Origin of the sequence: Natronomonas salinimetallica (genome assembly GCF_013839515.1) — an archaeon.
GTDB lineage: Archaea > Halobacteriota > Halobacteria > Halobacteriales > Haloarculaceae > Natronomonas.
This window is the reverse complement of sequence record NZ_JACDNQ010000002.1, coordinates 203765-230003: the sequence shown is the minus strand read 5'-3', so window position 1 is coordinate 230003 and position 26239 is coordinate 203765. Positions and strand designations below refer to the sequence as shown.

The following is a 26239-nucleotide window of genomic DNA, read 5'->3' as shown; positions in this document are numbered from 1 at the left end:
GGCCCGTAATAGTGTGCGTTGTGAGCAATAGCGATCCGAACACGTTGACCGGACACGACCGTCCCGTCGAACTCGACGACGAGCGGGCACTCGAGGCGTTCGTATCGGCGGCCGACGTCGCGTTGGTCGAGTTCTACACCGACGGCTGTGGGATCTGTCGGAGCATGGGGCCGGTACTCGGAAACCTCGCCCGCGAACTCGACGTCCGTGTCGGGCGTATAAATCCACGCGACGACCCGCCGCTCGTCGAACGCTTCGACGTCCGGAGCGTCCCGCTTTTCGTCTGTTTCGTCGGCGGCGAGCCGGTCTCACGGCGCGCGGAGGGATTTGTTGGTGGTGACGACCTCGCCGAGTGGGTCGAAGCGAACGCCGCCGCGTCGGCATCTGACGGTTCGTAGCGGTCGACTTCGGGCGGGGGTCGCGCCGGCGTGGCGTATCAGTATTTCGGCTCCGCGCCCGAGACCTCGTAGACGTCGTCCATGACGCTGTCCCGGCGCGAGCGCCACGAATCGAAGCCGCCGCTGGTCGTCGGGTAGTCGTCGTAGACCGACTTCAGTTCGGTCGCGAGCCCGTTGAGTTTCTTCAATTCGAACAGCGTCGACCAGTGGCCGAACGTCTTGATCGCGGTCTTGATCTTCAGCGGCCACCCCATCGAGGCGGTCCCCTCCAGGGCGAGCGCGTCGGCGAGCTGTTGGCCGGGCATCGCGCTCACGACATCGACGAGTTCGTCGACGTCGTAGGTGCCGCCCCAGATGTTGTAGAGATCCATGGCGGCGAAGCGCTTGCCGAAATCCGTCTGGACGCGGCGGTTGTACTCCCATAGCGCGTCCTCGTCGTCGGCTCGGCCGTCGGCGATGGCGTCCATCGCGGCCTCGGCGGCCCACGTGCCGGCCTTCGCCGCGCCCGGTATCCCGCCGCCGGTACAGGGATTGACGTGAGCAGCGGCGTCCCCGACCGCCATGTAGCCGGGCGCGACCGCCGAGTCGTAGGGCCGCCGCGTGGGCAACGCCGCGCCGAGTTTGTTTTTTACGGTCGCGCCCTTGAACTCCTCGCGGTTTCGAACGTCGCGTTTGAGGTGTTCGACCAGTTCCATCGGCTCTTTGTTCATCTGAAAGCCCAGGCCGACATTGATCTCCGTCGGTGTCCGCGGGAAATACCACAGGTAGCCGAGTTCGGCGGTCGGTTTGAACACGATAGCGTTGTGCCACTCGACGGGTTCGTCGAGTTCGATGACCTCCCGGTAGGCCGAGCAGAACTGCTGGTAGTTGACGTTCGTATCGAACGTCGTCCCCTCGAAGTCGGCTTTGTCCTGGAGCAACGACAGCGACCCGGCGGCGTCGAGGACCACGTCGGCCTCGTACTCGGTGACAGAGCCGCGTTTCGTCGCGGTAACGCCCGTCACCGCGCCGTTTTGGACGACGTCCTGGACGACCGTCTCGTAGTGGATTTCCGCGCCGGCGCGATCGGCTTCTTCCAGGAGGACCTCGCCGTAGCGCTTGCGATCGACGATCGCGCCCTTGCCGCCTCGAAAGCCGATGTCGAGGTCCTGGTCGGTTTTGGGGTTCTCGAAGCGAGCGAGCGTGATTCCCTCGTTGGTGAACGATTCCTCGCGGAGATATTCGAGATCGATGACGTCGGGGAACGTGCTCGTTCCCTTGATGGCGTCACCGCAGGCGATCCGGCCGCCGTCCGCTTTGCTCTTCCGCTCGAGGAGGGCGACCTCGAGGCCCTCTCGGGCTGCCGTCGCCGCGGCGAAACACCCGGACGTTCCGCCGCCCACGACGACGATGTCGTACGATTCGGGGGGCATATGCTCGGGATTATGCGTTGCGGCATAAATAACCCATCAGTTACGATCCTTTTAATACCGCGAGGGCGCACGCCGTTCGCTCCCGAGGACAGTCCCCGGGCGACGGTCGGACATCCCGAACCGTTTTTCCGCCGAGGCCACTATCCTGGGGTGATGACGCAACGAACGCCCGTCCCCGACCGAAACGGCATGCCGGGATTCGGCCTCGGTACCTGGCAAAACGAGGATCCGGAGGCCTGTGCCGAGTCCGTCCGGACCGCGCTCGAGACCGGATACAGACACGTCGATACGGCCCAGATATACGGCAACGAGGCGGCGGTCGGCCGCGGGATCGCTGCCGCCGACGTCGATCGTGAGGACGTCTTTTTGGCGACCAAAGTCTGGATCGACGAACTCGCCCACGAAGACGTACTCGAATCGACCGAAGAGAGCCTCGAAAAGCTCGGTACGGAGTACGTCGACCTGTTGTACGTCCACTGGCCGGCCCGTACCTACGATCCCGAGGAGACGCTGTCGGCCTTCGAGGAGCTATGCGACGCGGGCAAAACCGAGCGTATCGGTGTGTCGAACTTCGAGCCGACCCACATCGAGACCGCACAGTCGGTCCTCGATACGCCGGTCTTCGCGAATCAGATCGAGATCCATCCGCTGCTCCAACAGCGCGAACTCCGCGAGTTCTGTGCCGACGCCGGGATCGAGGTCGTCGCGTACTCGCCGCTGGCCCGTGGTAACGTCTTCGACGTCGATGTGCTCTCCGCGATCGCCGACGACCGCGGCGTCAGCGAAGCGCAGGTGAGCCTCGCGTGGCTCAGAGCCAAGGGGGTCACTCCGATCCCGAAAGCGACCGGCGCGGACCACATCCGCGACAACTGGACGTCACTGGAACTCGAATTGAGCGACGACGAGATCGAACGTATCGACGGCATCGACACCGAGCGCCGGTTTGTCGACCCCGACTTCGGCCCGCGTTCGTGGTAGGCGTCGGCTGACGGCGTCGCTCCGGGCCGGAACCTATTTTTGTGCCCGAAGGAACGGGTGTAGTATGACGGAAGGCGGCCTCGTCGAGGGGATGAAAGTCGACGTCGTACGGCTTCACGAGACGTGGATGGAGCTCCTCTTTCCCCGACAGCGGACCGCCGTCCACCGGGTCCTCGGGAAGTGGAAGCCCCGAACCCGAACCGATCGGGTCGCATACCGGGTCTGGGGCGCGCTGGGTGCCCCGATCGTCGCGCTCCTCTATCCGCTGTTGCTCGTCGGATTCGCCGTCAGGTTCAACGCCCGCCGCTTCGACGACGCGACGGCTCGTCTCGGTGTCGTCGGTGCCGTTCTCATCACGGCGCTCCTGTGGGGCGGACTGACCGCGCTCGTCCGACTCCGCCTCGGGTTCGATGGCGTCCTCGCCGTCGGCGCGGCGAGTGTGGTCGCCGTCCTCTCGGCCGGGTTGGCGGCGGTATTTACCCGGGCGGGCGGCCGCTGGACGACCGTCGCCTTCGGCTATCCGTTCGCGATGAACGCCGTCTTTCTCCCGCCCGTCGTCGCGGCGCTGTACGACCCCTCGCTGAGCGGCGTCCTCGAGCGAAGCGAAGCGCTCGCGATATTCCTCCTCAACAACGTACTGTTCGTCTACGACCTCAACGGGTATCTCCGCGCGACGTTTAGCCTCGAAGGGATCGGCGTCGTCCTGATGTGGATCGCGATCGCGACCCCGCTCGGATGGTTGCTCGGCTGTGTGGTCACGCTCGCGGATCTGATCCGACCGCGCTCGTCCGACGGGGGCTGACGCGCATCCCACCGTTCGAGCGCCGCCTGGCGCTCGCCTCGACCGTCGTTCACGGCGCGGAGGACGTCGTCGTGTCCCGGCCATCGATCCAGTCTAACGCCCGCCGGGACTCGATGACAGCGGGACGGAGGCATTCACAGCCGGTAGTCGTAGGTGCCGTCCTCGGTCTCCAGCGTCGCGACGAGCAACTCGATCGCCGCCGACAGGTCGCCGCTGTGGACGCTTTCCGTCGGCGTGTGCAGATACCGTGTCGGAATCGAGATCGCACCCGCCGGGCGTGCACCGCCGGCCCGCTGGAGACCGCCCGTATCCGTCCCGCCGGCCGGAAGCACCTCGAGTTGGTATCCGATCCCGTGCGTTTCGGCCACCTCGCGGATCCGCCGGTGGAGTTTGTGGTTCGTGATCGCGCTCGAATCCTTCAGTTTGATCGCCGCCCCCTCGCCGAGCCGAGTCACCTGCTCGCCGGCCTCGAACCCGGGAACGTCGTTCGCGACCGTCGTATCCATCGCGAGCACGAGATCCGGATCCAAATCGACGCCGAGCGCCGAGGCACCCCGGAGGCCGACCTCCTCCTGTGTCGTCGCGGCGAGGTGGATCGTCACGTCCGGGTCGTCGATCCGGCGGGCCGCCTCGATGACCGCGAGTACCGACACCCGGTTGTCGAGTGACTTTCCGGTGACGAACTCGCCGACGCGTTCGGTCCGGCCGTCCATCGTGACCAGGTCGCCGACCGAAACGCGGCCGTCGACGGCATCGGCATCGAGACCGAGGTCGACGCGTACGTCCTCGATTTCGGCGTCGGCCTCCGCCCGTTCGTCCGTCAGCGTGTGTGGCGGCACTGCCCCGATCACCCCCGGTAGGTCCCCGTCCTCGGTGTGGACTGTGACCCGCTGTGCGCGGAGGATCCGCGGGTCCCACCCCCCGAGCGCATCGAGTTCCAGAAACCCGTCGTCGTCGACGTGTCTGACCATGAAGCCGATCTCGTCGACGTGGGCCGCAACGACTACCTCGTACTCCGGGTTCGCCCCCTCGATCGTGCCGACGAGGTTTCCCATGGCATCCGATCGGAGGCGGTCGACGTGTTCTTGTAGTTCCGTCCGGACCCGTTTGCGAATCCGGTCCTCATAGCCCGGTACGCCGGGCGTCTCGACGAGATCGGCGAGCAGTTCGTACTCGAAATCGGCGTCTGCGGACATACACGGTGGTGGGGCGCGATGGGTGATAAACCGTCGCGGTCGGCGGACGGACCGCCCCGCTGTCGGGACGGCCCGAACTCAAAACGGGTCCGGGGATTCCGGGAGGACGTACGTCTCGAGCGAGCCGGCTCGTGAGAGGGTCACCGCTCCGCTGGCTTCGACGGTCAGTTCCCGACGGCCATCGGCGAGCAACTCGACGGGCGTTTCATCGCGCTCGACGGAGAGTCGGACCGAGTCGATCGGTACGATCCAGTGGTCTGCGGCCGTCGCGAACGGGGCGATCGGAACGACGCTTGCGACCCCCGTTTCGGGGGCGACGACGGGGCCGCCGGCACTTCGGTTGTAGCCGCCGCTCCCGGCCGGGGTCGAGACGGCGACGCCATCGGCCCGAAACGTCGAGACCGTCCCGTCGCCGCTTCGGACGGCGAACTCGGAGATCCGGGCCGGTTCGGCCGCCACGAGCGTGACGTCGAATATCGATCGAACGGGGTCGAAGGCGCCGGTCGCCTCGACGATCGGGTGTCGTCGCGTCGGTGGATCCCCGTCGAGAACCCTCCGGATGGCCGTCCCGAGTCGATCGAACGGTACCGCTCCGAGCCCGGCCTCGGCCGCGACCGCCAAGACCGGAACGGTCACCGACCTGCGGGCGAGATCCGTCACGACGGAGTCCCCGGCCGCGACGACGAACCGAACCGAATCGAACGCCTCGACGTCCCCGACCGGGGCTCCGCCGGCGGCTTCGACGGCCGAGGCCAGCCCTTCGTTACCGACGACACCGACGCGCTGTCCGCTCATTGAGCGGGACAACGGACTGGGGGTTGAAAAGTCCCGCCGTCGGCGACACGGGAGAGTTTTTGTTCCGCCACCACGAGCGTCGTGACATGCACGGCGTACTGTCGGAGTGGCGGCCGGTGGTCGACGAGACGATCGAGTCGCTGTTCCCCCGGGCGATCGACGACGCCTATCTCACGGAGTTCTTCGGCGAGGCGACCTACGCCTACGATCCGGCGGCGCTCCAGCGTGCGCTGTCGGATCCCATCTGGGACCTTCTCGACCGCGGGGGGAAACGGTGGCGGGCAGTGTTGTTTTTGTTGTTCGTCGAGGCGTTCGGCGACGATCCCGACTCCTACCTCGAATACGCCGCCATTCCGGAGATACTCCACAACGGAACGATCATCGTCGATGACGTCGAGGACGGCGCGACACATCGCCGCGGCGACCCGGCACTACATCACGCGTTCGGGACGGACGTCGCGCTCAACGCCGGCAACGCGATGTACTTTCTCCCGCTGAAGATCGTCACGAGAAACCCCGGTGAGCTGCCGGCCGACGTCCGACTCGACGCCTACGAGATGCTGATGTACGAACTCAACCGGACGCATCTCGGCCAGGGGATGGATATCCACTGGCACAACGAAGCGGAGATCTCGATCACCGAAGCGGAGTATCTCGAGATGTGTGCCTGCAAGACGGGGTGTCTCGGCCGGATCGTAGCGCGGTTGGCGGCGATCGTCACCGACAACCGCGACGCCGATCGGGCTGTCGCGGAGTACGCCGAGGAGATGTCGATCGCCTTCCAGATCGCCGACGACGTCCTCGACGTCGAACACGCCCTCCAGGAGGGTGGTGACTTCGGGAAGGGGGTCGGCAACGACGTCCGCGAGGGCAAAAAGACGCTGATGGTGATCCACGCCGCCGAACACGCCGACCCGGAGGCTATCGCCCGCCTCGAGGAGATCCTGTGGGCCGACAAAAACACCGACGAGGAGGTCGTCGAGGCGATCGGGATCCTCGAGGCGGCCGGCAGCGTCGAGTACGCCCGCGATGTCGCGGTCGAGTTGGCCGAGTCCTCGAAATCTCGGCTCGACGGGCTCGGGCTCGAACCTGGGCCGGAGGCGAAGCTGACGGCGTTCGCGGATTTCGTCGTCGACCGGGAGCGATAATCGGGCGGGGGCGGCCTCCGGCTACTCGCCGCGGACGCCCATCACGTCGAAGCCGAGTTCCTCGACGCCCTCGACGATCGCCTCCTGATCCGCGTCGGCCTCGTAGTAGAACACCACGTCGTAGGTCCGTTCACGCATCAACTGTTGGCACTCCCAGACGAACTCCTCGCCATCGAGCGTGAGCCCCTGGTGTTGGTTGATGCCGAAATCGTCGTCGTCGTTCCCGGAGTAGACGTACGTGTCCGTCGGCTCGACGCCGGCGGCCTCGGCGATGAGATGGCCGATATCGAGAGTCGCCTGATGCAGCGTCGGCTCCTCGTCGCTGGTCAGGTCGGTGTCGACGATGATGCCGTTGAGCCGTATCTCGCCGGGTTCTAAGAGCGCCTTCGTCCGCTGGTACAGGTCGTCGTCGATAGCCTCACTCATACTGGGGGCATCACGACCCGGGGTAATACAGGTCACGATCCGTGGCGGCCACGCCCGGACCGGGGTGGCACCGAAAATCCACACCCCGTCGGCGGCCGGGCGTTGCCGGCAGTTCGATATACGCCGCTACGCCGTCTGTGGGGTCACGCGAACGAAGTGCGCGAATGGGTCGGGGCGGATTTGGAACCGCGAGAACTCGCTTCGCTCGTTCTCTGGGCTCAAACCGCCGGACACCGTTTGTCGCTCACGGATGGTTCGCGACAAAATGGGTCGGGGCGGATTTGAACCGCCGACTTCCGCCGTGTGAAGGCGGTGTCATAACCGGCCTAGACCACCGACCCGTCGCTTGGACCCACCGTCGCCCCGGACTTAACCCTTTTCAAGCCCGGCCGGCGTCGGTCATAGTGATTCCTGCGACCGTTGCATCGACGGGGGCGCGGCGGCTCCCGTCACCGATATACGCCGGCGGAGCGGGACGAACACGCAGGAATCACTATCAGGCCTCGTTTCGTTCGTTCCGATAGGTCTCGATCCGCTCGCGGGCGTCGGCGATCGCCTCTCGGGTGTCGCCCTCGGCTTTCTCTTGGAGCTCCGCGAGTTCCGTCCGGACCTCCTCGAACCGGCCCGGTTCGGGTTCGGCTTCCTCACGGTCGATGAGGTCGTTGACCCGCTCGCGGATCGGCTCCAGCTCCTCGGAAACGCCGGCCTTGGCGGTCTCCCCGGCTCGTTTCAGGTAGTATTTCGCGTCCTCGAAGTGTTTGTTCATAATACACACAGAACTACGTCGAGAGCGAATAAAACCGTTGTGGCGCTACTGTCGGACCGCTCCCCTCGCGGACGACACCCGTTCGACCGCGTTCCGTCCCCGATGCGGGCGTCAGGGTTATTGAGGTGGCCACGGTATAGTGGTGTATGAGCCAGAGCGTCAGTCCCTCGGGGGAGCCGGTCGAAGTGACCGAGACGGCCGCCGACCAAGCGTTGTCACTCATCGAAGAGCAGGGATACGACACCGACGAGGCTGGGCTCCGGCTGTTCGTCCAGCAGGGCGGTTGTGCGGGGCTTTCCTACGGGATGCGCTTCGACGTCGAGCCGGAGGAGGACGACGCGATAACCGAACACCACGGCCTTCGGATCTTCGTCGATCCCGCGAGTCAAAAGTACATCCACGGCTCCGTCCTCGACTTCGAGGGGGGGCTCCAGGGGAAGGGCTTCGACGTCGAGAACCCCAACGTCGAAAGCGAGTGCGGTTGCGGGGAATCCTTCCGAACATAAAAGCCACCCTGGGACGTAGCCGCCGCTCGGGAGCGATCGGGGTCCGCACGGGGGCGGGGGCGGGAGACACGCCGCGACCGCCGGGAGCCGCTACTCTTCGAGCTTTTCGTCGATGAACTCGTGTGCCTCCTCTAGGATCTCCCGCGGGCCGTCCTGCGTGATCGTATTGATCGCCTGCTCGTAGTCACGCCACTGGAGGTCGCGGTGCTCCGAGGAGAGCTCCGCGGACGCCTCGTGGGACCGCGCGATGAACAGGTGGACAGTCTTGTGGATGGTGTTGCCGTTCGCCTCGAACACGTAATCGTAGTCGTCACGGAAGCCGTCTAACAGCCGGAAGTCCTCGATTCCGGCCTCCTCTTTCACTTCGCGGATGGCGGTCTGCTGTAGTTCCTCGTCGCCCTCGACGCCGCCTTTGGGGAACTCCCAATCACCGGGCCGGGATTTGAGCAACAAGTACTCGCGCCGGCCACGCGTATCGCGAAAGAGGATGGCTCCCGCGCTCGTGGCCTCTATCATTATCCCACCGTAAACGGTCATGTGATAAAGGCATGTCGGAGGATCGATTCCCCTTCGGCGGGCTCTGACCCCCGCGGGCACCGGGCACGATGGATGCGTTTTTCCCAGTCGAGCGTCCACTGGGGTATATGCCGTTCGTCACCACCTTGACGATTCAAAGCGGGGATCGGGACGTCCTCGAACGCGTCGTCGGGGACATCAAACGCCGCGCCGAGCGCAAGGGAGTCGAGTTGCGGGGGCCCCACGCCGAATCACCTGTCGACGTCTCGGTCCCACAGTCAAAGCGCCTCGATTCGACCGACCGCTCCTTTAGATACTGGACGTACACGGTCTACGAGCGACGGATGGAAATCATCGGCCACGACGACTTCGCCCGCGACGTCGCTGGCCGGTCGTTCCCCGAGGGGATCCGACTCGACGTCGACGTCGAGCGCGTTTCCGCGCCCGGAAGCTGATACCGCTGGCTGTCCCCATCGCACGGGATTCGTGATCCCTGAGTGCGACAGGCGGTCGCGACTGATACTGGTGGACGAAATCAAATGAAACCGACTCACGAGTGATCCGCCGTTCGCTCCGTCGAGCGGCGTGATCCTCGTGCGTCGTGTGTACATTCTTTTGTCCGTCAGTATGACAGCCGACAGTATGATCACGGCCGTTCGGCGACCGTCCGCCGAACCGCGTGGGCTTATGTCTCCTCGGAGCCACCGTCCGGTATGAGCGTCGAACGAGACCGGCTGGTCGAACTCCGCAGGGAGTTCCACCGCCATCCCGAACCCGCCTGGCGGGAGTTTTGGACCACCGCGCGCATCGTCTCCGAGATCCGGCGGATCGGTGTCGACGAACTGTACGTCGGTCCCGATGCGCTGGCGGACGACCGACTCGCGGTCCCCGACGCCGAGGAACTCGAGTCGTGGATGGATCGCGCCCGCGAGGCCGGTGGCGACCCCGACGTCCTGGACTCGCTGTCCGGCGGATGGACCGGTGCGGTCGCGGTGTTGAACCGGGGGGAGGGTCCGACGGTCGGTCTCCGGGTGGATATCGACGGTCTCCCGCGTGCGGAGTCGACAGACAAGGATCACGACCCCGTACGCGAGGGGTTTCGCTCGGAGACGGGCGCGATGCACGCTTGCGGCCACGACGCCCACGCGACGATCGGCCTCGGCGTCCTCGAATCGGTCAGAGACAGCGACTTTTCGGGTACGTTCAAAGTGTTTTTCCAGCCCGCCGAGGAGGTCATCGGCGGCGGCAAGCCGATGTCCGAGTCGATGCATCTCGACGACGTCGGGTACCTCTTTGCGCTCCACGTCGGCCTCGGATATCCGACCGGCGAGATCGTCGCCGGGATCGACGACTTCCTCGCAGTCACGCAGTTTTATACCAGTTTCGAGGGGTATCCGGGGCATGCGGGAGCACGCCCGGATGAGGGACGAAACGCCGTCCAGGCGATGGCAACGGCGGTCTCGAACCTCTACGGGATCGAACGCCACAGCGACGGCGAATCGAGGGTCAACGCCGGCCGCGTCGGCGGCGGGACCGCGACGAACATCATCCCGGAGGAGGCGTTCATTCACGGCGAGGTCCGCGGCGAGACGACGGAGATCCGCGATTACACCTTTCGGCGGGCCGAACAGGTCTTCGAGGGTGCCGCGACCTCCCACGACTGCAGCGCCGACGTGACAATCGAGGGCGAAGCGCCCTCCGCCGAAAGCGACGCCGAGTTGGTCGACATCGTCCAGCGGGCGGCCGAGTCGAATCCCGACGTCGAGCGTGCGACCGGGCGAGGGTCGATCGGCGGTAGCGAGGACGCGACCTTCCTCATGCGTCGCGTCCAACAGAACGGCGGGCTGGCGACGTACGCCTGCATCGGGACGGACCACCCCGGCGGCCACCACACCGCGACGTTCGACGTCGACGAGGACTCGCTCAAACCGGGTGTCGACGTGCTGACCGACTCGATCGTCGCCGTCTCGGAGACGGAGCCGTGATCCGACGCACACGGATCGACGTCACCGTGTGCCGGTATCCGGCCGGGGTCGGCGGTTAGGGGCCCGGACGGACGTCGGATCGATCGGGCCGGTCGACGACCGTTCGGCGTGGGGCGGAGCTCAAAGGAGATATCGCTCCTCGTCGACGCTCATATCGATGACCGAGTCGGCGGCCTCGACCAGTTCGTCCGCCATCGAGGGACCGAACCCGAACACCTCCGTCCGGACACCTTCGTGTCGCAGGTGTGTACACAGTCGGGCGAAGTCGCCATCGCCGCTACAGAGGACGAACGTATCGATCTTCCCGGCAAGCGTGACGGCGTCGAGGCACATCCCGAGATCCCAGTTGGCCTTCTGTGACCCGTCGGCGAACGTTTTGATGTCCTTGATCTTCGTCTCGAAGCCGATATCGCGGAGCGCATCGAAGAAGTCCTCCTCGGAGGGCGAGTCCGCCCGGATCACGTACGCGATCGCACGGACGAGTTCGCGGTCGTCGACCGCGGTATCGAGTAGTTCAGTGTAATCGACGTTCCGGGAATAGAGGCTGTGAGCCGCGTGATAGAGGTTCTGGGAGTCAGCGAGAACCGCGACGCGTTGGGCCGAATGGATCGGTCGCATACTGAATTTCGTCCGTCTTTGGGTATATGTCTTGGCGTCTGCCGTCGGAGCCGGTGGGTCTCACTGGAAGCCGCGGATCGGCTGTGCTTGGGTGCTCTCCTCGCTATCCATCTCCTGGAGGCGTTTGGCGAGATGCTCCCGAGCCTCTTGGATCTCGTCGGCCTTCTCGACCAACTGGTCCGTGTTTATATCGATCCCGGTGATCGGCCCGACCCCGTGTTCGAGGACGGCCCGTGCCGCCTCGGGATCCGGGAACCGCGGATCGGTCTGGGCGATGAGTCCGACCGCGTCGAGCCCCGTCTCGATAGCACGGTGTAACAGTGCGCCGGTCGGACCCGAAACCAGCCCGCCCTCCCGCGGGGGAACGATCCCGGCCGCATCGAGCGCTGACTCGGCCTCGCCGCTCGCGACGCCGTACAGCTCCGGGGCGCCGTCCTTTTCTTCGGCTAGCCCGCTAAGATACAACGGGAGCGCGTCGTTGGAATCGATCCAGGCGGTGACACAGCTCGTGAATTCGGTCGCCTGCTTCGGCGACACCGGCACGTCGCTCTGGAGGACGAGGAGGTCCTTCGTCTCCTTGGCGTAGAGCCGAACCGGCGGGCGGAGCGCCGAGGAGTCGTTCCGGTACACAGCGACCCGAGGGATCCCCTCACAGTATATCGTCCCGTAACACTCCATATCGAACTCCTCGACGAGGTGATCGGCGGCGATCTTTCCGACGAGGCCGGCGCCCGGCAACCCCTCGACGAGCGTCGGCGAGTCGAGTTCGACGTCGTCTCTGATGGTTCGGATGCGTGACATACCGGCCCACACGTATCGCAATCCCTTAAGTGTGCGTCAACGTGCGGACCGTTGTTTCCCGACGACCGAGCCGACACCGACAAACCACCGCGGGGCCGATTGCGTGTATGGATCCGCTTTCGAGATACGACCCGATCGTCGGCGATCCGGCGGCCTTTCACGCCGCCTGCGATCGGCCCTTGCCGTCGGTCGTCCGGGTCAACGATATCAAAACGACTCCCGACCGGGTCCGCCGGGCGTTCGAGGCGGCGGACGTCGGGTTCGAGCCCGTCGGGTGGCACGAGGGGCTCTTCGAACTCGACGAGGGGGAATCGCCGGGGAACTCCTGGCCGTTCGTCCACGGCTGGGTGTACGGCCAAGAGGAGGTGTCGGCTGTGCCCGCGCTCGTGCTCGACCCCGAACCGGGCGAGCGCGTGTTGGACTGCTGTGCCGCGCCGGGGAGCAAGACGACCCAACTCGCCGCGCGGATGGCCGACCGCGGGACCGTCGTCGGCAACGACAACAACCTCGGCCGGCTGTCGGCGCTTCGGTCGAACGCGGAGCGCTGCGGCGTGACGAACCTCGTCGTCACCAGAGCCGACGCGCGGAACTTTTCGTTGAAGCCGTTCGACGGGGAGCCGTTCGACCGGACGCTCGTCGACGTCCCCTGCTCGTGTGAAGGGACGATCAGAAAGAACCCCGATGCCGTCGACAACTGGTCGATGGACCACGTCGAGGGGATCGCGGGGGTACAGAAGGGTATTCTCGAACGCTCCCTCGGGGTCACCCGTCCTGGCGGGACGCTCGTCTACTCGACGTGTACGTTCGCCCCCGAGGAGAACGAGGCGGTCCTCCAGTACGCCCTGGAGAACGGCGGCTGCCGGCTTCTCGACTACGAGTTACCGCTCGATCACGCCCCCGGCCTCACCGAGTGGGACGGCGAGACGTTCGACGACTCGATGCGAAAGGCCAAACGGATCTACCCCCACCACAACGATACCGGCGGGTTCTTCTGTGCGAAACTGGAGGTGTGCGGATGAACGACGGCAGTCGGTTCGACCGCCTGCCCCCAACGGCCGACGACCGGACGGTCGAGGGGCGGGCGACCCGCGAGGAGGCCGTCGGCTGGTGGGTCGAACGCTTCGGGCTCGACCCCGAATGCTTCGAGGGGCACACTTTCTGGGAGAAGGGCTCGGGAAAGATCTGGGCCTTTGCCGGCGACGTCGACTCGCCCGCCGAGGTCGAAGGGCTGGGGATGACGTTCCTCCGGACCCGACAGGAACACTGGAAGCCGACGACCGACGCCGTCCAGCGGTTCGGTCGCGGCGCGGTACGGAACGTCGTCGTCCTCGATCGCGGGGACGCGCGGGCGTTCCTCCGCGGCGAGGACACCGACCCCGACTGGGACGGCGACTGGGGATATCTCATCGCGGCCCACGAGATCGCCGGTTCGGTCGAACCGATCGGTGTCGGCCTGTATCTGTACGGCGAGCTCCGATCGCAGATGCCGAAGGGGCGACAGCGGGAGCTTTGACCTCCCGGCCGAAGCGCGTCCATACACGATTCGGGCCGACTGCCGATTTCGCCCGGCGGCTCCCCGTCAGGTCTTCCGACGGATGGTCCCGCCACGGAGTCCGTCCCACTCGACGCGGTAGCCGAGCCACGAGAGCACGGCGCTCGTCTCGTCGATCCCGTGCTCGGCCAGCGCGTCCTCGGCGTCACCGAGATCCATTCCGGCCTCGATCGCTCCCGCCAACGGCTCGGCGAGTGCGGGTCGCAACATCGTCCGGCCAACGCGTTCGTGGTCGGGAAACTCGACGGACTCGATCGCGCGTTCGGGGACGTCGTAGGCATCGGCGAGTGTCTCGATCGTCGTCACGCCGTCGTCGGGGACGAGCGAGTCGGGCAGCGAGGCGGCGCTTTCGGCCCGGAGTTCGGACTCGTAGGGGCGGAGTGCGTCCCGGACGCCGGCCAGCCGGACGGTTCCGGAGTAGGGGATCGCGCGGTGGCCCGTCGCCTCGATCGCCTCGCCGACGCCGAGTGACTCGTCGTAGGCGACGACGAAGGCGACGTCCCCGAGGTCCGCGAACCGCGAGAGCTTCTTTTCGACGTACTCCGGCGTCCAAAAGCCCATGATCTCGAAGAAGACGCGAAAGCCGCCGTAGCGCCACTCGAAGGCGAAGTCCGGGATGACGACGTGTTCGCCCGATTCGAGCGGCTCCGGTTCGCGAAGGAGCCGCCAGTCGAGATCCAGCGCGTCGAAACGGGCGTAAAAGTCCGACTCGACGCCGCTGTCGAAGGTCGGCTCGGCGACGGGTTCGGTCTCGGGGTGTTCGAGGGTTCCCGAATCCAGACGCAGCGTACGTTCTGTCCCGCGGTCGTCGACCGTCGCCTCGAGGTCCCACTCCGCGGCCTTCGTCACCGTCCGCAGCAGTCGGGCGAACCGCGTCCCGTAGCGTCGCGAACGGCTGAACAGGGCGTCCGGTCCGGTAGCGATCACGACCCGGCCGTCGTCGGTCCGTCTGATCTCGTACATCAGCCGGAGCCGTTTTATCGCCGAAACGAGCGCCTTCGGATCCGACGTTCGGATCCGGACCGAGGTGGCGTCGAAAAGCGCCGTCTGTGCGAGCGAGAGGTCGTACTGTCGGCACAGCGACGGGGGATCGTAGTCGGTCTCGACGGCCGCCAGCACCGCCTCGACGTCGCGGTCGGCGAACAGCGACGCCTCGACCGCCTCGGCGCTCGCGTCCAGTCGATCGCCCGCCGCATCGAGCGCCTCGGCCCGTTCGGCCTCGGTCACGACACCGACGGACTCGGCGGCCTCGAAGGCGGCCGTCCGGGCCCGGCATGGATCGATCGGCGACCGGACCTCGAAGGCCGCCTCGCGGTCGAGCAGTTTCGCGAACCCGCGGACGAGTTTGAAGTCGTCGACCTCGCGTTCGACGTCGGTGAGCGCGGCGTCGAGGTCGCGGCGTCGCTCGCCGACGTGGCCCTGATAGATACCGAGGACCCGGGCGGCGAGGGCGTCATCCGCGGGGCCGCTAAAGCGAGGCTGGTAGCCGCCGCCGGCCCGCGAGACGCGGAGCAGGTCCTTCGTGAGCATACCTACGCTCGGGGGCCCCCGAACAAAAACGTCGCGGGAGAGCGACGGAGCGGTCGATATGTACGTGCTCGTCGGGGGCGCTGTCGCCGTCTCCCGGCGAGCGCCCGGCCGACGTCGACACGCGTCGGTCCCTCGAGATACTGCCCCGTGACACACTGCCGGCGGTATCATACTGTCGGCTATAATTTCGTGAAGCTATCGCGTCACCGTCGCGCGAATAGCCTGAAATAGGTATATCCGACAGTATCAGTCCACGTTCGCGGCCTCGGGTGCGTCAGCGGGGTCGACGATCTCGCCCGTCTCGGGGTAGACGCCCACCTGTTCGCAGACGTCGGCCATCGGGCAGGCGTCGGGGTCGTCGAGACACGCCGGCTTTCGGGCCGTGCAGTACTCGCGGCCGAACTGGATCATTGCGGTGTGACCGAAGCCGCACTTCGCTTCGGGGACGGCGGCCTCCAGGGCCTCCCGAACCGCCTCGTGGTCGGCATCGGCGGGCGCGATCCCCATCCGGCGGGCGATGCGGTAGACGTGTGTGTCGACGGGGAAGACGCCGCCGCGACCGCCGGCGAACAACAGGACGCAGTCGGCGGTTTTCGGCCCGACGCCGTTCATCCCGAGCAGCGTCTCTCTGACGTCGGACGGCGCTGCCTCGCGGACGAACCGATCGAAGCCCGCCGTGTCGTCGTACGCTTCGAGGATCCGTTCGGCGATGGCGACGATCCGCTCGGATTTTTGGTTGTACAGTCCCGCCGAGGAGATCGTCTCGGCCAGTTCGGATCGGTCGGCGTCGGCCAGGTTCGCGGCGAGATCGCCGCCGTAGCGGTCCATCAACGCGTCGTGTGCCGGCTGGCTGGCCACGTCGGAGGTGTTCTGGCTGAGAATCGTCCGAACGAGACACTCGAACCCGTCGCGTCCGCCGTAGCGTTTCTGCCAGTACTGCTCGCCGAGGCGGTCGACGACGCTCTCGGCCCGCGTTCTCGACCCCGCGGAATCGAACGAGGCGGGCGAACCGCCCCCCGCATCGCCCCCTGAGATGTTCTCGGCCGGTTCGTCTTCCATGTACGGGTCTACGGACGAGGGCGTGAAAACGCTACGTTCGCCGGCAGGGTCGCATCGAAAGGGGTCCCGGGGCCGTGGTGTCCGTGTCCCGAACGCGTAAGCGCCCCGCGTGTCACTCGTAGCCCGTCCGCATCGACGGCGTTTCCTCGGCCGTCTCAGTTCCGTCGACGTGGAGCTCTCGTTCGGCGGCGGCGCGAACGTTCGGACTCTTGACGGTGGCTGTCACGGTGTCGGTGACGCGGCCATGGCGGTCGTCTTTGAGACGAACATCGACGGTTGCCGGTAACTCTAGCGGTGGTGTGGCGTCAAATACGAACGCGGAGGCAGCAAGGCGGACTAGTTCGGCGGCCCCGAGCGATGAATCGAGGGTCAGGGTCGCTTCCGCTTCAGGTACCGGTTCGATCAGCGCAGCCCCCTCAAAGGAAAGATATGCTCTACTTCTCGCCGTTTCGATTTCGGCAGTATGGCCAGTTCCGGCCGCCGAGAAGCTGTCCGTCCTCGAAACGAGAGCCAGCGAGGAACTGCCGGCGAGAGTCGCACACAGACGACGGCGTGTCAGTTTCATCGCGGTCGACCGTTTCTCGATCCCGGTTGACGCCGTCGACAGCGACACTTGAGAACGGCACGACCGTTGAACGCTCGGCTCATCGGATCCAGTTATGTCCGGCAGGGGGATCCGTGTTCTGGTACGGCCATCGAATATTTTAATTATACCGCCCTGTTTATTATAAACAGTCAAAAAATATACGTTACTATTGGTTTTATAGATCTGTACTAGAGCATTTTATGAATACACCACAAATGCTTACTCAAGCGGCATTCTCGTCTCAAATTGACTATGGTGTTACAAGTCCAAACGCAGTTGGAGCGCACACGGCTGACCCGGGATCGTTCCCAAACAGACGGGGGGCTCTGAGATGGATCGCCGTAAGTTCCTGCTGGGTTCTACGGCAGCCGGGACGGGACTGTTGTTCGGCACGAGCGCGTTTAGCGCGGCTGGTAGCGAACACGCCGTTTCGATCGAAACCGGCGACGGCTATCTACACGTCGAACCGAACGACGAGTATAGTGGCACAGCAAGTGAGTACGTCAACGATAACAGCAACGATGGCGATCCGCTGGAGCTTACGATCCACGATATCAACGAACATGGTTGGGTCAGATTCGATGACCTGCTTCGGGTGACGAACACCGGAACACAGAATCTCGGCCTCTACGTTGAAGACAGCGAACTCCTCGGTGAGGGTGGTGTTCTCGATTATCTGGTTGATGGAAAATCGATCGTCGGAGCGAGCACCGAAGACACAGACGTCGTACTCGAGGGGGTCGGTACGGATGACTCCAACAACAGCCTAACGGTGACGGTAAAGGCCGACATGACCGACTACGACGACGAGTTGCCGGAGGAAGACCCGAGCGTGATGTTCGTCGCCGAGGACGGGATCGATGGCGCTACCGGTGGGTTGTCACTCGATACTACTGTCCCGTCGTCGATCGATGTCGATGGGGATGCCGCCCTCGATGTAACGCTTGAAAACATGGGTGAGGAGCCACACGCGACGAACCTTACCGTCGTCGTCGGTGGCACCGAGATGTACAACGCTCAAGTCTCCGTCGACGCCGGAGGGACGTGGACAGACTCGTGGGAGATCGATACCAGCGCTGAGAGTTCCGTCCCCTGGTCGGTCTCGACCGACGACGAGTACGGTGATGCGGAAGGAACCGTCGAGGTCATCGAGGGCGGGGGCAGCGGAGATGACCTCCTCGATGTCGGTGCAACGGACGCTGTTACGGTCGGTTCGGACAACGACTTTGCGGTTACCGCGACGGTCTCCGACGGTGGCGTCGGCGGTGGAGAGGCGACAGCAGCGCTCGATATCGATGGGGACCAACTGAGCAAAAACGAAAAGACGGTCACTGTCCCGGAAGGCGGCGACGTGGAGGCTACATTCGAAGTTCCGACAGTATACAACGACCTTGCCCCGGACAACACAGAGGCCGGGCGACACGGGGACTTCCGGTTCGACGGAACCGAGTGGACAGTGACGGTCGACTACGGCGACGAGTCAAGTATTGTCAACGGGACGCTCGATGTCGAAGATGGCCCGATCGAGTTCTACGACCCGGACAGCGACACGAGTTGTGCAGTGTGTGGCATGGGGACGAAAGGCTTTGAGAGTGCTCACGCACAGGCCACACACACGAACGGCGACAGAATGGAGTTTTGCTCCAGTGGCTGTCTGGTCACATACGTGGTCGATCCGGGGAAGTACGACGGGGATAATGTCGCTGTTCCGGATGCATCTATCGAGGGCGCCTGGGTCGTCGACTACACGAACGTTGACGTCGAGAACGGAAGTCGTAGCGGCGATGGGACCGACCTCATCGATGCACGTGAAGCGAGTTTCGTGCTCGATTACAGCAGCGGATACGGTACGATGGGGGCGAACCCACGAGCGTTTGCCAGCGCCAGTGCTGCCGAGGATTACGTGGGTTCACATGATGGTCTCGGCGAAGCCGATATTGTCACTATGGACGAGTTCGATGGCCAGATCGCCAGTGAATACCGGCCCAACTTCCAATGAGGTGTAAGAGACGCCCACAAGAATGAAACAGGCAACGATAGCCGTCGGCCCGGCGGACGGCTCACGGGCAGCCTGCTGGACGTTTGAATAATCCGGGCGAGTAGATAATACGTGAATTTCCAGAATCTCTCGCATCTGTTTCAGGCCGTTCTCATTGTAAGCGTTATTGCGCTGTCTGTCGGTCATGCTCTCGGACAGCCGGTGCTTTTGAGTTACGTCACGAGCGACAGTATGGAGCCGACGATAGAACCGGGCGACGGGTTCGTCGCCGTCCCAACCGCAATAACTGGCGAAACGACACCGGGTGACATCGTGATATATCAGTCTACGGGCGAGGGGCTAGTGACTCACCGGGTTGTCGACGAGACGCCGGCGGGCTACGTCACACGCGGGGATGCGAATCCAGTGACCGATCAAGACGGTGGCGATCCGCACGTCACCGAGGAGGACATCGTAGCGAAAGCGCTTCAGGTCGGGGATACTGTCGTCACGGTACCGGGACTCGGCACTGCGGCCGCAGCCATCGGGGGATCGGTCAATACCGTACAGTTGCTGATCACGAGCGAACTCGGGGGTGATTCGAGCGAGTCCTCCGGACTCGCCTACCTGCTGTTAGTGCTTTCGCTCGTCGGCTACGCGGTCGAAACCGTACGCGACAGCCGGAGGCCGGGACCCGACGACGGGGACGACATCGGCGTCAGCCCCCGTTTTCTGACGGTTGCGTTCACGCTCTTCGTTGTCGCTCTCGCGGCGGCGGCAATGCTCGTCCCCGCGGGGACGGCATCGCTCACGGTCATCAGTTCGGATCCAGCACCTGACGCCGAGCGAGTCACTGAACCGGGGGGGACAGTCGAGACGACGTACTACATCGAAAACGACGGCGTTATCCCGGTCGTTTCCCGTCTGGAAACGGGTGATGATATCACTCTCGAGCGAAATGAGGTCGCCGTCTCGGGCCGGGAGCGTGTGGCCGTCCCGGTTACGCTCGCTGCGCCCGATGAGACCGGCCATTACGAGCGCTCGGTGGTCGAGTACCGGTATCTGTATTTGCTTCCCCGATCCCTGCTCGAGGCACTCTACGAGATTCATCCCCGGATACCGTTCGGAGCGATCGTCGTCCCAATCGGCATCAGCGCCCACGTCCTTGGGCGGATACTCGTCGGATCGGAATCCGTGAGAGAAACGCGGGATCGGGAGCGACGCCGCCGGTCGCGGCCGGGACTGTTCGATCGAATACGAAAACAGAAATGAAACCGACCGAATGCCGTCACTCGTCGAACGACAGTAGGTACTGATATCGATGAATGAAACGTTCCAGGGGGTTCGGAGACGGATTCTGGATCGACAGCTACTCGCCACGGTGGTGATCGCCTGTCTGCTGTGTACCGGCGGTTGGATGTCCTATACCGCCTACGTCGAGCCCGGTGAGCGTACCGAACAACGTGAATACGACCTGCTGACAGTGACTGGGGACGTATCACACGGCGCGACTATCGTCGAGCCGAATCCCATCTATGGACCAGACAACGGCGGTGATTCTCGGTATGAAACGGAGGCCGTATCGAACGAAACGGCGACAAACACAACCGGTGAAGTCACCGATACGAACGGTGATGTCTCTGCTACCGGCAGTGAGATCACGACAGTCACAGACAAGCCGCTGTACTACACCGCTATCGCACCGGAAGCCCACGGCGACGTTGCCGTCAGATACGACACACCCGCGAGCGACGGAATGGCGATCACCGTCGAACTCGAGCGGGTCTCCCGAGCGGTCGAGGACGGTGTCGTCTACTGGGAAGAATCCGAACAGCTCGCTCGCGTCGACCGAGCCGATGTCACTCCTGGTGAAGCCGTCGTCGCCCCGTTCGAACTAAATGTATCCGCGATCGGGAACCGGATCGGTGAGATAGAAGACAGCCTCGGAGCGACCCCGGGCGATACCGAGACCTACATCAGCGTCGATGTCGCTATCGAGGGTGTCGCCGAGGGCGAGTCGGTCTCGTTGACACGGACGTTTCGGATCGATCTCGTCAGGGAGGAAGCCATCTATCGTATCGATAGTAGCGAGCCTATCGAGGCTTCTCTCACCGGTACCGAGACGTCGGTCGTCACTCGCTCGTACGGCCCACTGTGGACGGTTGGAGGGCCGCTGTCGGCTCTGGCAGGCGTCTTCGGAACTGGGCTCTTTTTTATTGTCCGCCTGATCGGCTCCCCGACACCGGCAGAGCGAGCCTGGCTCGAGTACCGGAGCGATCGCAAGGAGTTCGAAAGCATCATCGTCAGGGCAGCCCTTCCGCCGAAGAGATACCGCCCTGCCGCCCGCGTTCCGACGCTCGCTGAACTCGCTCAACTCGCCATTGATAACGACACAGCCGTTATCGAGGAACCGAACGAGAACAGATACGTCGTCCAACACGGAGGTATACGCTATATCTATCAGCCACCGTGCGATCCCGGAATTTCAGGGTGACTCCAACAGCCCCCACCAGTCGTTTGGACCGTTTCGTCGGGCGCGAACGTCCGGGTTCACCCCCGTCGGCCGGTCGGTCCTCACGCCACCGATCCCCGCGTCGGCCGAAGGTCCGTTACTTTTCGACCTCGAAGACGCACTCGATGTCGGAACCGGCGGCGAGGGCCGCGACGATCCCCCGGTCGACGTCGACGGCGGCGGTGTCGGCCTCGATCATCACCGTCCGGTCGTCGACGTAGTCGCTGGTTCGGACGACCATGCTCCGGTCGTCCTCGAAGCACAGCTTGGGGTGGCCAGACCCCTCGATCGTCTGCTCGTGGCCATCGACCCGCAGCGTGGCGGTGATCGTCGCCTCGCGTGACCGGCAGGCGTCGACGAACGCCGCCCCGAACTCCGCCGGGGTCGTGGTCGCCTCGACACCGAGGATACAGTCGCCCGCGGGCGTCAGCCAGTCGTCGCTCGTCAACTCGAGGGTACTCGTGTGCTCGGCGGTGACGTGTTCGTGTCCGACCGCCCGAACGCGCTGGTTCATGTCCGCGGTATCGCCCGACGCTTTATATACCCGTCCAAACGCTACGCGAGCGCGTTTCCCCGCTGCTATCGGGCCGTGGTAGCAGTTTCCATGGGATATACCCTCCACAAAAGTTAAATAGAGATATACTATATGTACACCTACCAGAACGCATCCGGCGTTCGACAGCATCGTCAGCCGACCAGAATGACAGGGAACCTTCCTCATACGGCGACCGATCTTTCAGCAGCGGTTGCTGTCCGCGGCCGGAGCGGTAATGGAGTAACGTGATCAACCATGGCAGAGTCAATCGACGAATCCGACAACGTAGAACTGACAGACGACGACCTCGAAAACAAATCCAAAGGCCAGCTCATCAAGCTCGCCGGGCAACTCCGGGACCGGCGAAATGAGCTGAACCAGATGGCCTCCGAGCGGGCTTCCAAACGCGACGAATTCAACGCCAAGACGCGTGAGAAAGTCGACGAGGCGCAAGAGCACCGCGAGAAGCGCGACGAACTCAACGAGCAGGTCCAAGAGCACAAAGAGAGCCGAAACGAGCTCAACGCGAAGGCCAACGAACTGTTCGACGAGGTCGACGAACTCAAGGACGATCTCGAGCTGAACGAGGGCAAGAACGTCGACGAGCTCAAAGAGGAGATCGAGGACCTCGAGTTCAAACAGCAGACCGAGGTGCTCTCCAGCGAGGACGAGCGCGAACTGATCGAGAAGATCGAGGAGAAACGCGAGAAGCTCTCCGACCGCGAGGAGAAACTCGATCAGGGCGGCGACCTCGAGGAGATCAAATCCGAGGCCCAGGAGGTCCGCGCGGAGGCCTCGAAACACCACCAAGAGGTGACCGAACTGGCCGACAAGGCCCAAGAGCACCACAACAAGATGATCGAGGCCTATCGGGAGGCCGACGACATCCGTGACGAGGCCGACGAGTGGCACGACAAGTTCGTCGAGGCCCAAGAGGCCGCCGACCGCCACCACGAGGACTTCGTCCGCGTCCAAAAACGGCTCCGCGAACTCGACAAAGAAGAGGAGGCCGAACGCGAGGACGCCCGCTCGGAGAAACGCGAGGCCGCAAAGGAGGAAGCCGAGGAGATCTACCAGAAGTTCAAGGAAGGCGAAACCCTCGATACCGAGGACCTGATGAAGCTGCAGAAGGCCGGCAAACTGTAGACGGCGCGCGGCTCGCTTTCGATCGATATGTTCCGCCGCCGAAAGCGCGGGGTTCATACTACGCGGAACGTTAGGGCCGGACAGATGCGCGTCGAGACGCTGGGCGACGGTGAGCCGGAGGTCGCCATCGTCGGCGGTATCCACGGCGACGAGCCCTGTGGCCCGTCAGCCGTCGAGGCGATCGTGAGCGACGACCCCGACGTAGGGCGGCCGGTGAAACTCATCGTCGCGAACGAACGGGCGCTCTCCCGCGGCGTCAGATACGTCGATGAGGACCTCAACCGTGCGTTCCCGGGCGGTCCCGACGCCGATACCCACGAAGGGCGACTCGCCCACGAGTTGCTCAACGAGATCCGCGGCTGTGAGATCCTCTCGTTGCACTCGACGCAGTCGTACGCCGCACCCTTCGCGCTCGTCGACGAACTCGACGGCTACGCGCGATCGATCTGTCCGTACCTCTCCGTCGAGGCGCTCGTCGAGACGGCGGGGTACAGCACGGGGCGACTGATCTCGTACCCGAACGTGGTGGAACTCGAGTGTGGCCTCCAGCGCTCGGCCGCCGCCGCCGGGAACGCAGAGCGGCTCTCACGGGAGTTTCTCGTCGCCGTCGGCGCTCTCTCCGGGGAGGTCGACTCCCCCAGACACCACCCACTGCCGGTGTTTCGGCTCGACAAGCAGATCCCGAAACAGGACGCGGACACGTACGACGTCTTCGTCGAGAACTTCGAACGGGTCGCCGAGGGCGAGGCGTTCGCCGCCGCCGACGGCGACCCCCTACTCGCCGAGGAGCCGTTTTACCCGATACTGCTGTCCGCGTACGGGTACCGTAACGTCTTCGGCTACATCGGCTCGCTCGTCGGACGGCTCGACGGCGAGGCCGTCTCGTCCCCGACGAGTGGGACCTCCTCGACTCCGACGGGCGAGGGGTCGTCCCGTCCCGAACGTAGCCGGCGCTGACGGGCCGTTCTTGCGGCCCGGTAGGGCCGGTCGAGCCCCGCCGTGGAGGCGGATATCCCGAACGGATTACGACGTAGTGCCCCCGAAGCGGGGCGGGGCTCCCGACCTGGCCCGCCGTTTTCGACGGGAGCGTCCCCGTGGTTTTATGCGTTCGACACGAGAGGGCACGTCCAGTCGTGTCGGATCGTACCGAACGTACGTCGGACGGAGGGGAGCCGACGACCCGGGAGCGCCTGTTCCACGCAGCGGTGGAGCGAGAGCCGTGGGACGACAACGTCCAGCGGTTCGGCTTCGACGTACACCCCGTCGTCTTTCCGCTCTCGATCGCGCTCGTCCTCGGGTTCCTCGCGGTCACGATCGGATCGGGCGGCCAGGCAGCGACGGCGTATACCGCGGTCTTCGACTACGTCAACGGCTCGTTCGGCTGGCTGTACGTGCTGTCCGTGAACGTCTTTCTCGTCGCGCTGGTCGCCTTCGGGGCCAGCGGATACGGCACGCTCAGGCTCGGAGGCCCGGACGCGCGGCCGGAGTTCTCCCGGCGGGCCTGGCTGGCGATGCTGTTTTCGGCGGGCATGGGGATCGGTCTCCTGTTTTTTGGCGTGGCCGAGCCGATGTATCACTTCCTCTCCGGCGGCGGTTCGTTCTTCGATGCCGCGCCCAGATCGCCCGCCGCCGGCCGTGCGGCAACGGCCATTACGATGTTCCACTGGGGGGTCCACCCGTGGGCGATCTACGGCGTGGTCGGCCTCGGACTCGCCTTCTTTTCGTACAACCGCGGGCTCCCGCTCGGGTTTCGGTCGGTCCTGTATCCGCTGCTCGGCGACCGGATCCACGCCTGGCCGGGCCACGTCGTCGACCTCTCCGCCGTCATCGTGACCGTCTTCGGACTGGCGACGGCGGTCGGGTTGGGCGCGTTGCAGATCACCGCCGGGCTCGGGTTCTTGGCCACGGAGTACGCCGGCGGCGGATTTCCGGCCACGATCCGTACGACCGCGTTGGTCATCGCGACGCTGATCGGGATCACCACGGTATCGGTCCTCGCCGGCCTCGAAGCCGGTATCAAGCGTCTGTCCGGTGTCAACGTCGTGTTGATGCTGACGCTGCTCGGGTTCGTGTTCTTCGTCGGCCCGACGGTGCCTCTCCTCGACGCGTTCAACAGCGGTCTCGGTGCGTATCTCGGGAATATACTCGAATTGAGCTTCTACGCGGAGGCGTTCGCCGGCGACCGTGCCGGCTGGCAACACGGCTGGACGGTCTTTTATTGGGGCTTTTGGGTCTCGTGGGCCCCGTTCGTCGGGCTGTTCATCGCCCGTATCTCGAAGGGCCGAACGGTCCGAGAGTTCGTCGCCGGCGTCCTGTTCGCGCCCGTGGCGTTCTCGGTGCTCTGGATGGCGGTGTTCAACGGGGCTGCGATATTCGTCGAACTGAACGGGCCGGGGGGAACCATCACCGGTCCCCTCCAGACGCAGGGCCAGGAGGTCGCGTTGTTCGCCCTGCTGTCGCATTATCCGTTCACGGCACTCACGGGCACGGTCGCTACGGCCAATCTGGTGACGTTCGTCGTCACGTCGGCGGACTCTGGGGCCCTCGTGACGAGCTATCTGACCGCCGGCGGTCGGCAGGACACCCCTCGCCGTCAGCGGGCCATCTGGCCGCTTTTGATCGGAGCGACGGCGGTCGCCCTACTTTTCGGGAACGGACTGGACGCGCTCCGGACGGCCGTCGTTACGGCCGGGCTCCCGTTTGCGGTACTCATTCTCGTGATGGTATACACGCTCTATGTGGGGCTTCGCCGGGAGGCGGACATCCACCGTTCGGCGGCGTACCGGGCGGCCGTAGAGCGCTCCGCACGGACGGAATCCGACACCCCTACTCCCGACCCGTCCGACACCCCTGCTCCCGACCCGTCCGACACCCCTGCTCCCGACCCGTCCGACACCCCTGCTCCCGACCCGTCCGACACCCCTACTCCCGACCCACCCGACAGCCCTGCTCTCGACCCGTCCGGATCCGAACGCGAGGAATGACGTCCCAATA

The 26239-nt window shown here is 64.7% G+C and carries 27 protein-coding genes and 1 tRNA gene; 15 read left to right on the top strand and 13 right to left on the bottom strand.

The window, feature by feature from the left end; translation table 11 throughout:
* Window positions 1-20 precede the first annotated feature (20 nt).
* Complete coding sequence (locus tag HZR14_RS02455; protein WP_370464941.1) at window positions 21-398, top strand: thioredoxin family protein; 378 nt, start codon at window positions 21-23, stop codon at window positions 396-398.
* A gap of 38 nt (window positions 399-436) precedes the next feature.
* Here HZR14_RS02455 and HZR14_RS02450 read toward each other — a convergent pair whose 3' ends face one another.
* The gene (locus tag HZR14_RS02450; RefSeq protein ID WP_181691279.1) at window positions 437-1810 is read right to left on the bottom strand and encodes a geranylgeranyl reductase family protein; all 1374 of its coding nucleotides are present in this window, start codon (window positions 1808-1810) and stop codon (window positions 437-439) included.
* Between the two features lie 189 nt (window positions 1811-1999).
* On the opposite strand from HZR14_RS02450, the gene HZR14_RS02445 reads away from it, so the two are divergent.
* Window positions 2000-2788 (top strand): aldo/keto reductase, encoded by a 789-nt coding sequence (locus HZR14_RS02445; RefSeq protein ID WP_181691296.1) that lies wholly within the window; start codon window positions 2000-2002, stop codon window positions 2786-2788.
* Window positions 2789-2852: 64 nt separating this feature from the next.
* Window positions 2853-3590, top strand: coding sequence for a hypothetical protein (locus tag HZR14_RS02440; protein ID WP_181691278.1), 738 nt, complete (start codon window positions 2853-2855; stop codon window positions 3588-3590).
* Window positions 3591-3724: 134 nt separating this feature from the next.
* Here HZR14_RS02440 and HZR14_RS02435 read toward each other — a convergent pair whose 3' ends face one another.
* On the bottom strand, window positions 3725-4786 hold the full coding sequence (locus tag HZR14_RS02435; protein ID WP_181691277.1) for a M42 family metallopeptidase: 1062 nt from the start codon (window positions 4784-4786) through the stop codon (window positions 3725-3727).
* Between the two features lie 78 nt (window positions 4787-4864).
* Complete coding sequence (locus HZR14_RS02430) at window positions 4865-5581, bottom strand: NAD(+)/NADH kinase (RefSeq protein WP_181691276.1); 717 nt, start codon at window positions 5579-5581, stop codon at window positions 4865-4867.
* Between the two features lie 86 nt (window positions 5582-5667).
* Here HZR14_RS02430 and HZR14_RS02425 point away from each other — a divergent pair, with 86 nt between their 5' ends.
* Window positions 5668-6729 carry a polyprenyl synthetase family protein gene (locus HZR14_RS02425; RefSeq protein ID WP_181691275.1) on the top strand — a complete coding sequence of 354 codons (1062 nt, stop codon included), beginning with the start codon at window positions 5668-5670 and terminating at the stop codon, window positions 6727-6729.
* Window positions 6730-6750: 21 nt separating this feature from the next.
* Here the strand turns inward: HZR14_RS02425 and HZR14_RS02420 are convergent, their stop codons facing one another.
* The 3 genes from HZR14_RS02420 to HZR14_RS02410 all read right to left on the bottom strand — a co-directional run bounded on the left by HZR14_RS02420 (window position 6751) and on the right by HZR14_RS02410 (window position 7921).
* Window positions 6751-7155 (bottom strand): DUF5778 family protein, encoded by a 405-nt coding sequence (locus tag HZR14_RS02420; RefSeq protein ID WP_181691274.1) that lies wholly within the window; start codon window positions 7153-7155, stop codon window positions 6751-6753.
* Window positions 7156-7421: 266 nt separating this feature from the next.
* A tRNA-Val gene (locus HZR14_RS02415) sits at window positions 7422-7496 on the bottom strand.
* Between the two features lie 155 nt (window positions 7497-7651).
* Window positions 7652-7921: a DUF7553 family protein gene (locus tag HZR14_RS02410; protein ID WP_181691273.1), complete on the bottom strand. Its 270-nt coding sequence runs from the start codon at window positions 7919-7921 to the stop codon at window positions 7652-7654.
* 146 nt (window positions 7922-8067) lie between these two features.
* Here HZR14_RS02410 and HZR14_RS02405 point away from each other — a divergent pair, with 146 nt between their 5' ends.
* Window positions 8068-8427 carry a HesB/IscA family protein gene (locus tag HZR14_RS02405; RefSeq protein ID WP_181691272.1) on the top strand — a complete coding sequence of 120 codons (360 nt, stop codon included), beginning with the start codon at window positions 8068-8070 and terminating at the stop codon, window positions 8425-8427.
* Window positions 8428-8517: 90 nt separating this feature from the next.
* Here the strand turns inward: HZR14_RS02405 and HZR14_RS02400 are convergent, their stop codons facing one another.
* A complete protein-coding gene (locus HZR14_RS02400; RefSeq protein ID WP_181691271.1) occupies window positions 8518-8943 on the bottom strand; it encodes a bis(5'-nucleosyl)-tetraphosphatase in 426 nt (141 codons plus the stop codon).
* 128 nt (window positions 8944-9071) lie between these two features.
* Between HZR14_RS02400 and HZR14_RS02395 the strand changes: the two genes are divergently transcribed.
* Window positions 9072-9398 carry an uS10/mL48 family ribosomal protein gene (locus HZR14_RS02395; RefSeq protein ID WP_181691270.1) on the top strand — a complete coding sequence of 109 codons (327 nt, stop codon included), beginning with the start codon at window positions 9072-9074 and terminating at the stop codon, window positions 9396-9398.
* Window positions 9399-9656: 258 nt separating this feature from the next.
* Window positions 9657-10928 (top strand): amidohydrolase, encoded by a 1272-nt coding sequence (locus HZR14_RS02390; RefSeq protein WP_181691269.1) that lies wholly within the window; start codon window positions 9657-9659, stop codon window positions 10926-10928.
* A 120-nt stretch (window positions 10929-11048) separates the two neighbouring features.
* Here HZR14_RS02390 and HZR14_RS02385 read toward each other — a convergent pair whose 3' ends face one another.
* Window positions 11049-11546, bottom strand: a complete 498-nt coding sequence (locus HZR14_RS02385; RefSeq protein WP_181691268.1) for a LabA-like NYN domain-containing protein — start codon at window positions 11544-11546, stop codon at window positions 11049-11051.
* A 60-nt stretch (window positions 11547-11606) separates the two neighbouring features.
* Window positions 11607-12347 (bottom strand): proteasome assembly chaperone family protein, encoded by a 741-nt coding sequence (locus HZR14_RS02380; RefSeq protein WP_181691267.1) that lies wholly within the window; start codon window positions 12345-12347, stop codon window positions 11607-11609.
* A 107-nt stretch (window positions 12348-12454) separates the two neighbouring features.
* Here HZR14_RS02380 and HZR14_RS02375 point away from each other — a divergent pair, with 107 nt between their 5' ends.
* Complete coding sequence (locus HZR14_RS02375; RefSeq protein ID WP_181691266.1) at window positions 12455-13366, top strand: RsmB/NOP family class I SAM-dependent RNA methyltransferase; 912 nt, start codon at window positions 12455-12457, stop codon at window positions 13364-13366.
* Window positions 13363-13860: a DUF7122 family protein gene (locus tag HZR14_RS02370; protein WP_181691265.1), complete on the top strand. Its 498-nt coding sequence runs from the start codon at window positions 13363-13365 to the stop codon at window positions 13858-13860. Before HZR14_RS02375 ends, HZR14_RS02370 begins: the two co-directional genes overlap by 4 nt.
* 66 nt (window positions 13861-13926) lie before the next feature.
* Here the strand turns inward: HZR14_RS02370 and HZR14_RS02365 are convergent, their stop codons facing one another.
* The 3 genes from HZR14_RS02365 to HZR14_RS02355 form a co-directional block, all read right to left on the bottom strand.
* A complete protein-coding gene (locus HZR14_RS02365; protein WP_181691264.1) occupies window positions 13927-15429 on the bottom strand; it encodes a DUF790 family protein in 1503 nt (500 codons plus the stop codon).
* Window positions 15430-15675: 246 nt separating this feature from the next.
* Window positions 15676-16488, bottom strand: a complete 813-nt coding sequence (locus HZR14_RS02360) for an endonuclease III domain-containing protein (RefSeq protein ID WP_181691263.1) — start codon at window positions 16486-16488, stop codon at window positions 15676-15678.
* Window positions 16489-16600: 112 nt separating this feature from the next.
* Window positions 16601-17053 carry a hypothetical protein gene (locus HZR14_RS02355; protein WP_181691262.1) on the bottom strand — a complete coding sequence of 151 codons (453 nt, stop codon included), beginning with the start codon at window positions 17051-17053 and terminating at the stop codon, window positions 16601-16603.
* A gap of 352 nt (window positions 17054-17405) precedes the next feature.
* Here HZR14_RS02355 and HZR14_RS02350 point away from each other — a divergent pair, with 352 nt between their 5' ends.
* The 3 genes from HZR14_RS02350 (at window position 17406) to HZR14_RS02340 (ending at window position 21546) form a co-directional block, all read left to right on the top strand.
* Window positions 17406-19073: a nitrous oxide reductase accessory protein NosL gene (locus HZR14_RS02350; protein ID WP_181691261.1), complete on the top strand. Its 1668-nt coding sequence runs from the start codon at window positions 17406-17408 to the stop codon at window positions 19071-19073.
* Between the two features lie 111 nt (window positions 19074-19184).
* On the top strand, window positions 19185-20324 hold the full coding sequence (locus tag HZR14_RS02345; protein WP_181691260.1) for a signal peptidase I: 1140 nt from the start codon (window positions 19185-19187) through the stop codon (window positions 20322-20324).
* 49 nt (window positions 20325-20373) lie between these two features.
* Window positions 20374-21546, top strand: a complete 1173-nt coding sequence (locus tag HZR14_RS02340; protein ID WP_181691259.1) for a DUF5305 domain-containing protein — start codon at window positions 20374-20376, stop codon at window positions 21544-21546.
* Between the two features lie 115 nt (window positions 21547-21661).
* Here HZR14_RS02340 and HZR14_RS02335 read toward each other — a convergent pair whose 3' ends face one another.
* Window positions 21662-22078, bottom strand: a complete 417-nt coding sequence (locus HZR14_RS02335) for a DUF371 domain-containing protein (protein ID WP_181691258.1) — start codon at window positions 22076-22078, stop codon at window positions 21662-21664.
* Window positions 22079-22354: 276 nt separating this feature from the next.
* Here HZR14_RS02335 and HZR14_RS02330 point away from each other — a divergent pair, with 276 nt between their 5' ends.
* From HZR14_RS02330 to HZR14_RS02320, 3 genes are all read left to right on the top strand, one after another.
* Window positions 22355-23245 (top strand): coiled-coil protein, encoded by an 891-nt coding sequence (locus tag HZR14_RS02330; RefSeq protein WP_181691257.1) that lies wholly within the window; start codon window positions 22355-22357, stop codon window positions 23243-23245.
* An 84-nt stretch (window positions 23246-23329) separates the two neighbouring features.
* Window positions 23330-24202, top strand: coding sequence for a M14 family metallopeptidase (locus HZR14_RS02325; RefSeq protein ID WP_181691256.1), 873 nt, complete (start codon window positions 23330-23332; stop codon window positions 24200-24202).
* 176 nt (window positions 24203-24378) lie between these two features.
* Entirely contained in the window at window positions 24379-26229 is a 1851-nt protein-coding gene (locus tag HZR14_RS02320) for a BCCT family transporter (RefSeq protein WP_370464940.1), read from the top strand.
* The last annotated feature ends 10 nt before the right edge of the window (window positions 26230-26239 follow it).

Bases quoted from the DNA above. Each gene is read 5' to 3' on its own strand.
- HZR14_RS02420 (WP_181691274.1), bottom strand. From the start codon at position 7,155: ATGAGTGAGGCTATCGACGACGACCTGTACCAGCGGACGAAGGCGCTC.
- HZR14_RS02325 (WP_181691256.1), top strand. From the start codon at position 23,330: ATGCGCGTCGAGACGCTGGGCGACGGTGAGCCGGAGGTCGCCATCGTC.
- HZR14_RS02385 (WP_181691268.1), bottom strand. From the start codon at position 11,546: ATGCGACCGATCCATTCGGCCCAACGCGTCGCGGTTCTCGCTGACTCC.
- HZR14_RS02435 (WP_181691277.1), bottom strand. From the start codon at position 4,786: ATGTCCGCAGACGCCGATTTCGAGTACGAACTGCTCGCCGATCTCGTC.
- HZR14_RS02375 (WP_181691266.1), top strand. From the start codon at position 12,455: ATGGATCCGCTTTCGAGATACGACCCGATCGTCGGCGATCCGGCGGCC.
- HZR14_RS02440 (WP_181691278.1), top strand. From the start codon at position 2,853: ATGACGGAAGGCGGCCTCGTCGAGGGGATGAAAGTCGACGTCGTACGG.
- HZR14_RS02395 (WP_181691270.1), top strand. From the start codon at position 9,072: ATGCCGTTCGTCACCACCTTGACGATTCAAAGCGGGGATCGGGACGTC.
- HZR14_RS02355 (WP_181691262.1), bottom strand. From the start codon at position 17,053: ATGAAACTGACACGCCGTCGTCTGTGTGCGACTCTCGCCGGCAGTTCC.
- HZR14_RS02340 (WP_181691259.1), top strand. From the start codon at position 20,374: ATGAATGAAACGTTCCAGGGGGTTCGGAGACGGATTCTGGATCGACAG.
- HZR14_RS02450 (WP_181691279.1), bottom strand. From the start codon at position 1,810: ATGCCCCCCGAATCGTACGACATCGTCGTCGTGGGCGGCGGAACGTCC.
- HZR14_RS02430 (WP_181691276.1), bottom strand. From the start codon at position 5,581: ATGAGCGGACAGCGCGTCGGTGTCGTCGGTAACGAAGGGCTGGCCTCG.
- HZR14_RS02350 (WP_181691261.1), top strand. From the start codon at position 17,406: ATGGATCGCCGTAAGTTCCTGCTGGGTTCTACGGCAGCCGGGACGGGA.
- HZR14_RS02380 (WP_181691267.1), bottom strand. From the start codon at position 12,347: ATGTCACGCATCCGAACCATCAGAGACGACGTCGAACTCGACTCGCCG.
- HZR14_RS02365 (WP_181691264.1), bottom strand. From the start codon at position 15,429: ATGCTCACGAAGGACCTGCTCCGCGTCTCGCGGGCCGGCGGCGGCTAC.
- HZR14_RS02330 (WP_181691257.1), top strand. From the start codon at position 22,355: ATGGCAGAGTCAATCGACGAATCCGACAACGTAGAACTGACAGACGAC.
- HZR14_RS02335 (WP_181691258.1), bottom strand. From the start codon at position 22,078: ATGAACCAGCGCGTTCGGGCGGTCGGACACGAACACGTCACCGCCGAG.
- HZR14_RS02370 (WP_181691265.1), top strand. From the start codon at position 13,363: ATGAACGACGGCAGTCGGTTCGACCGCCTGCCCCCAACGGCCGACGAC.
- HZR14_RS02445 (WP_181691296.1), top strand. From the start codon at position 2,000: ATGCCGGGATTCGGCCTCGGTACCTGGCAAAACGAGGATCCGGAGGCC.
- HZR14_RS02400 (WP_181691271.1), bottom strand. From the start codon at position 8,943: ATGATAGAGGCCACGAGCGCGGGAGCCATCCTCTTTCGCGATACGCGT.
- HZR14_RS02360 (WP_181691263.1), bottom strand. From the start codon at position 16,488: ATGGAAGACGAACCGGCCGAGAACATCTCAGGGGGCGATGCGGGGGGC.
- HZR14_RS02425 (WP_181691275.1), top strand. From the start codon at position 5,668: ATGCACGGCGTACTGTCGGAGTGGCGGCCGGTGGTCGACGAGACGATC.
- HZR14_RS02410 (WP_181691273.1), bottom strand. From the start codon at position 7,921: ATGAACAAACACTTCGAGGACGCGAAATACTACCTGAAACGAGCCGGG.
- HZR14_RS02390 (WP_181691269.1), top strand. From the start codon at position 9,657: ATGAGCGTCGAACGAGACCGGCTGGTCGAACTCCGCAGGGAGTTCCAC.
- HZR14_RS02405 (WP_181691272.1), top strand. From the start codon at position 8,068: ATGAGCCAGAGCGTCAGTCCCTCGGGGGAGCCGGTCGAAGTGACCGAG.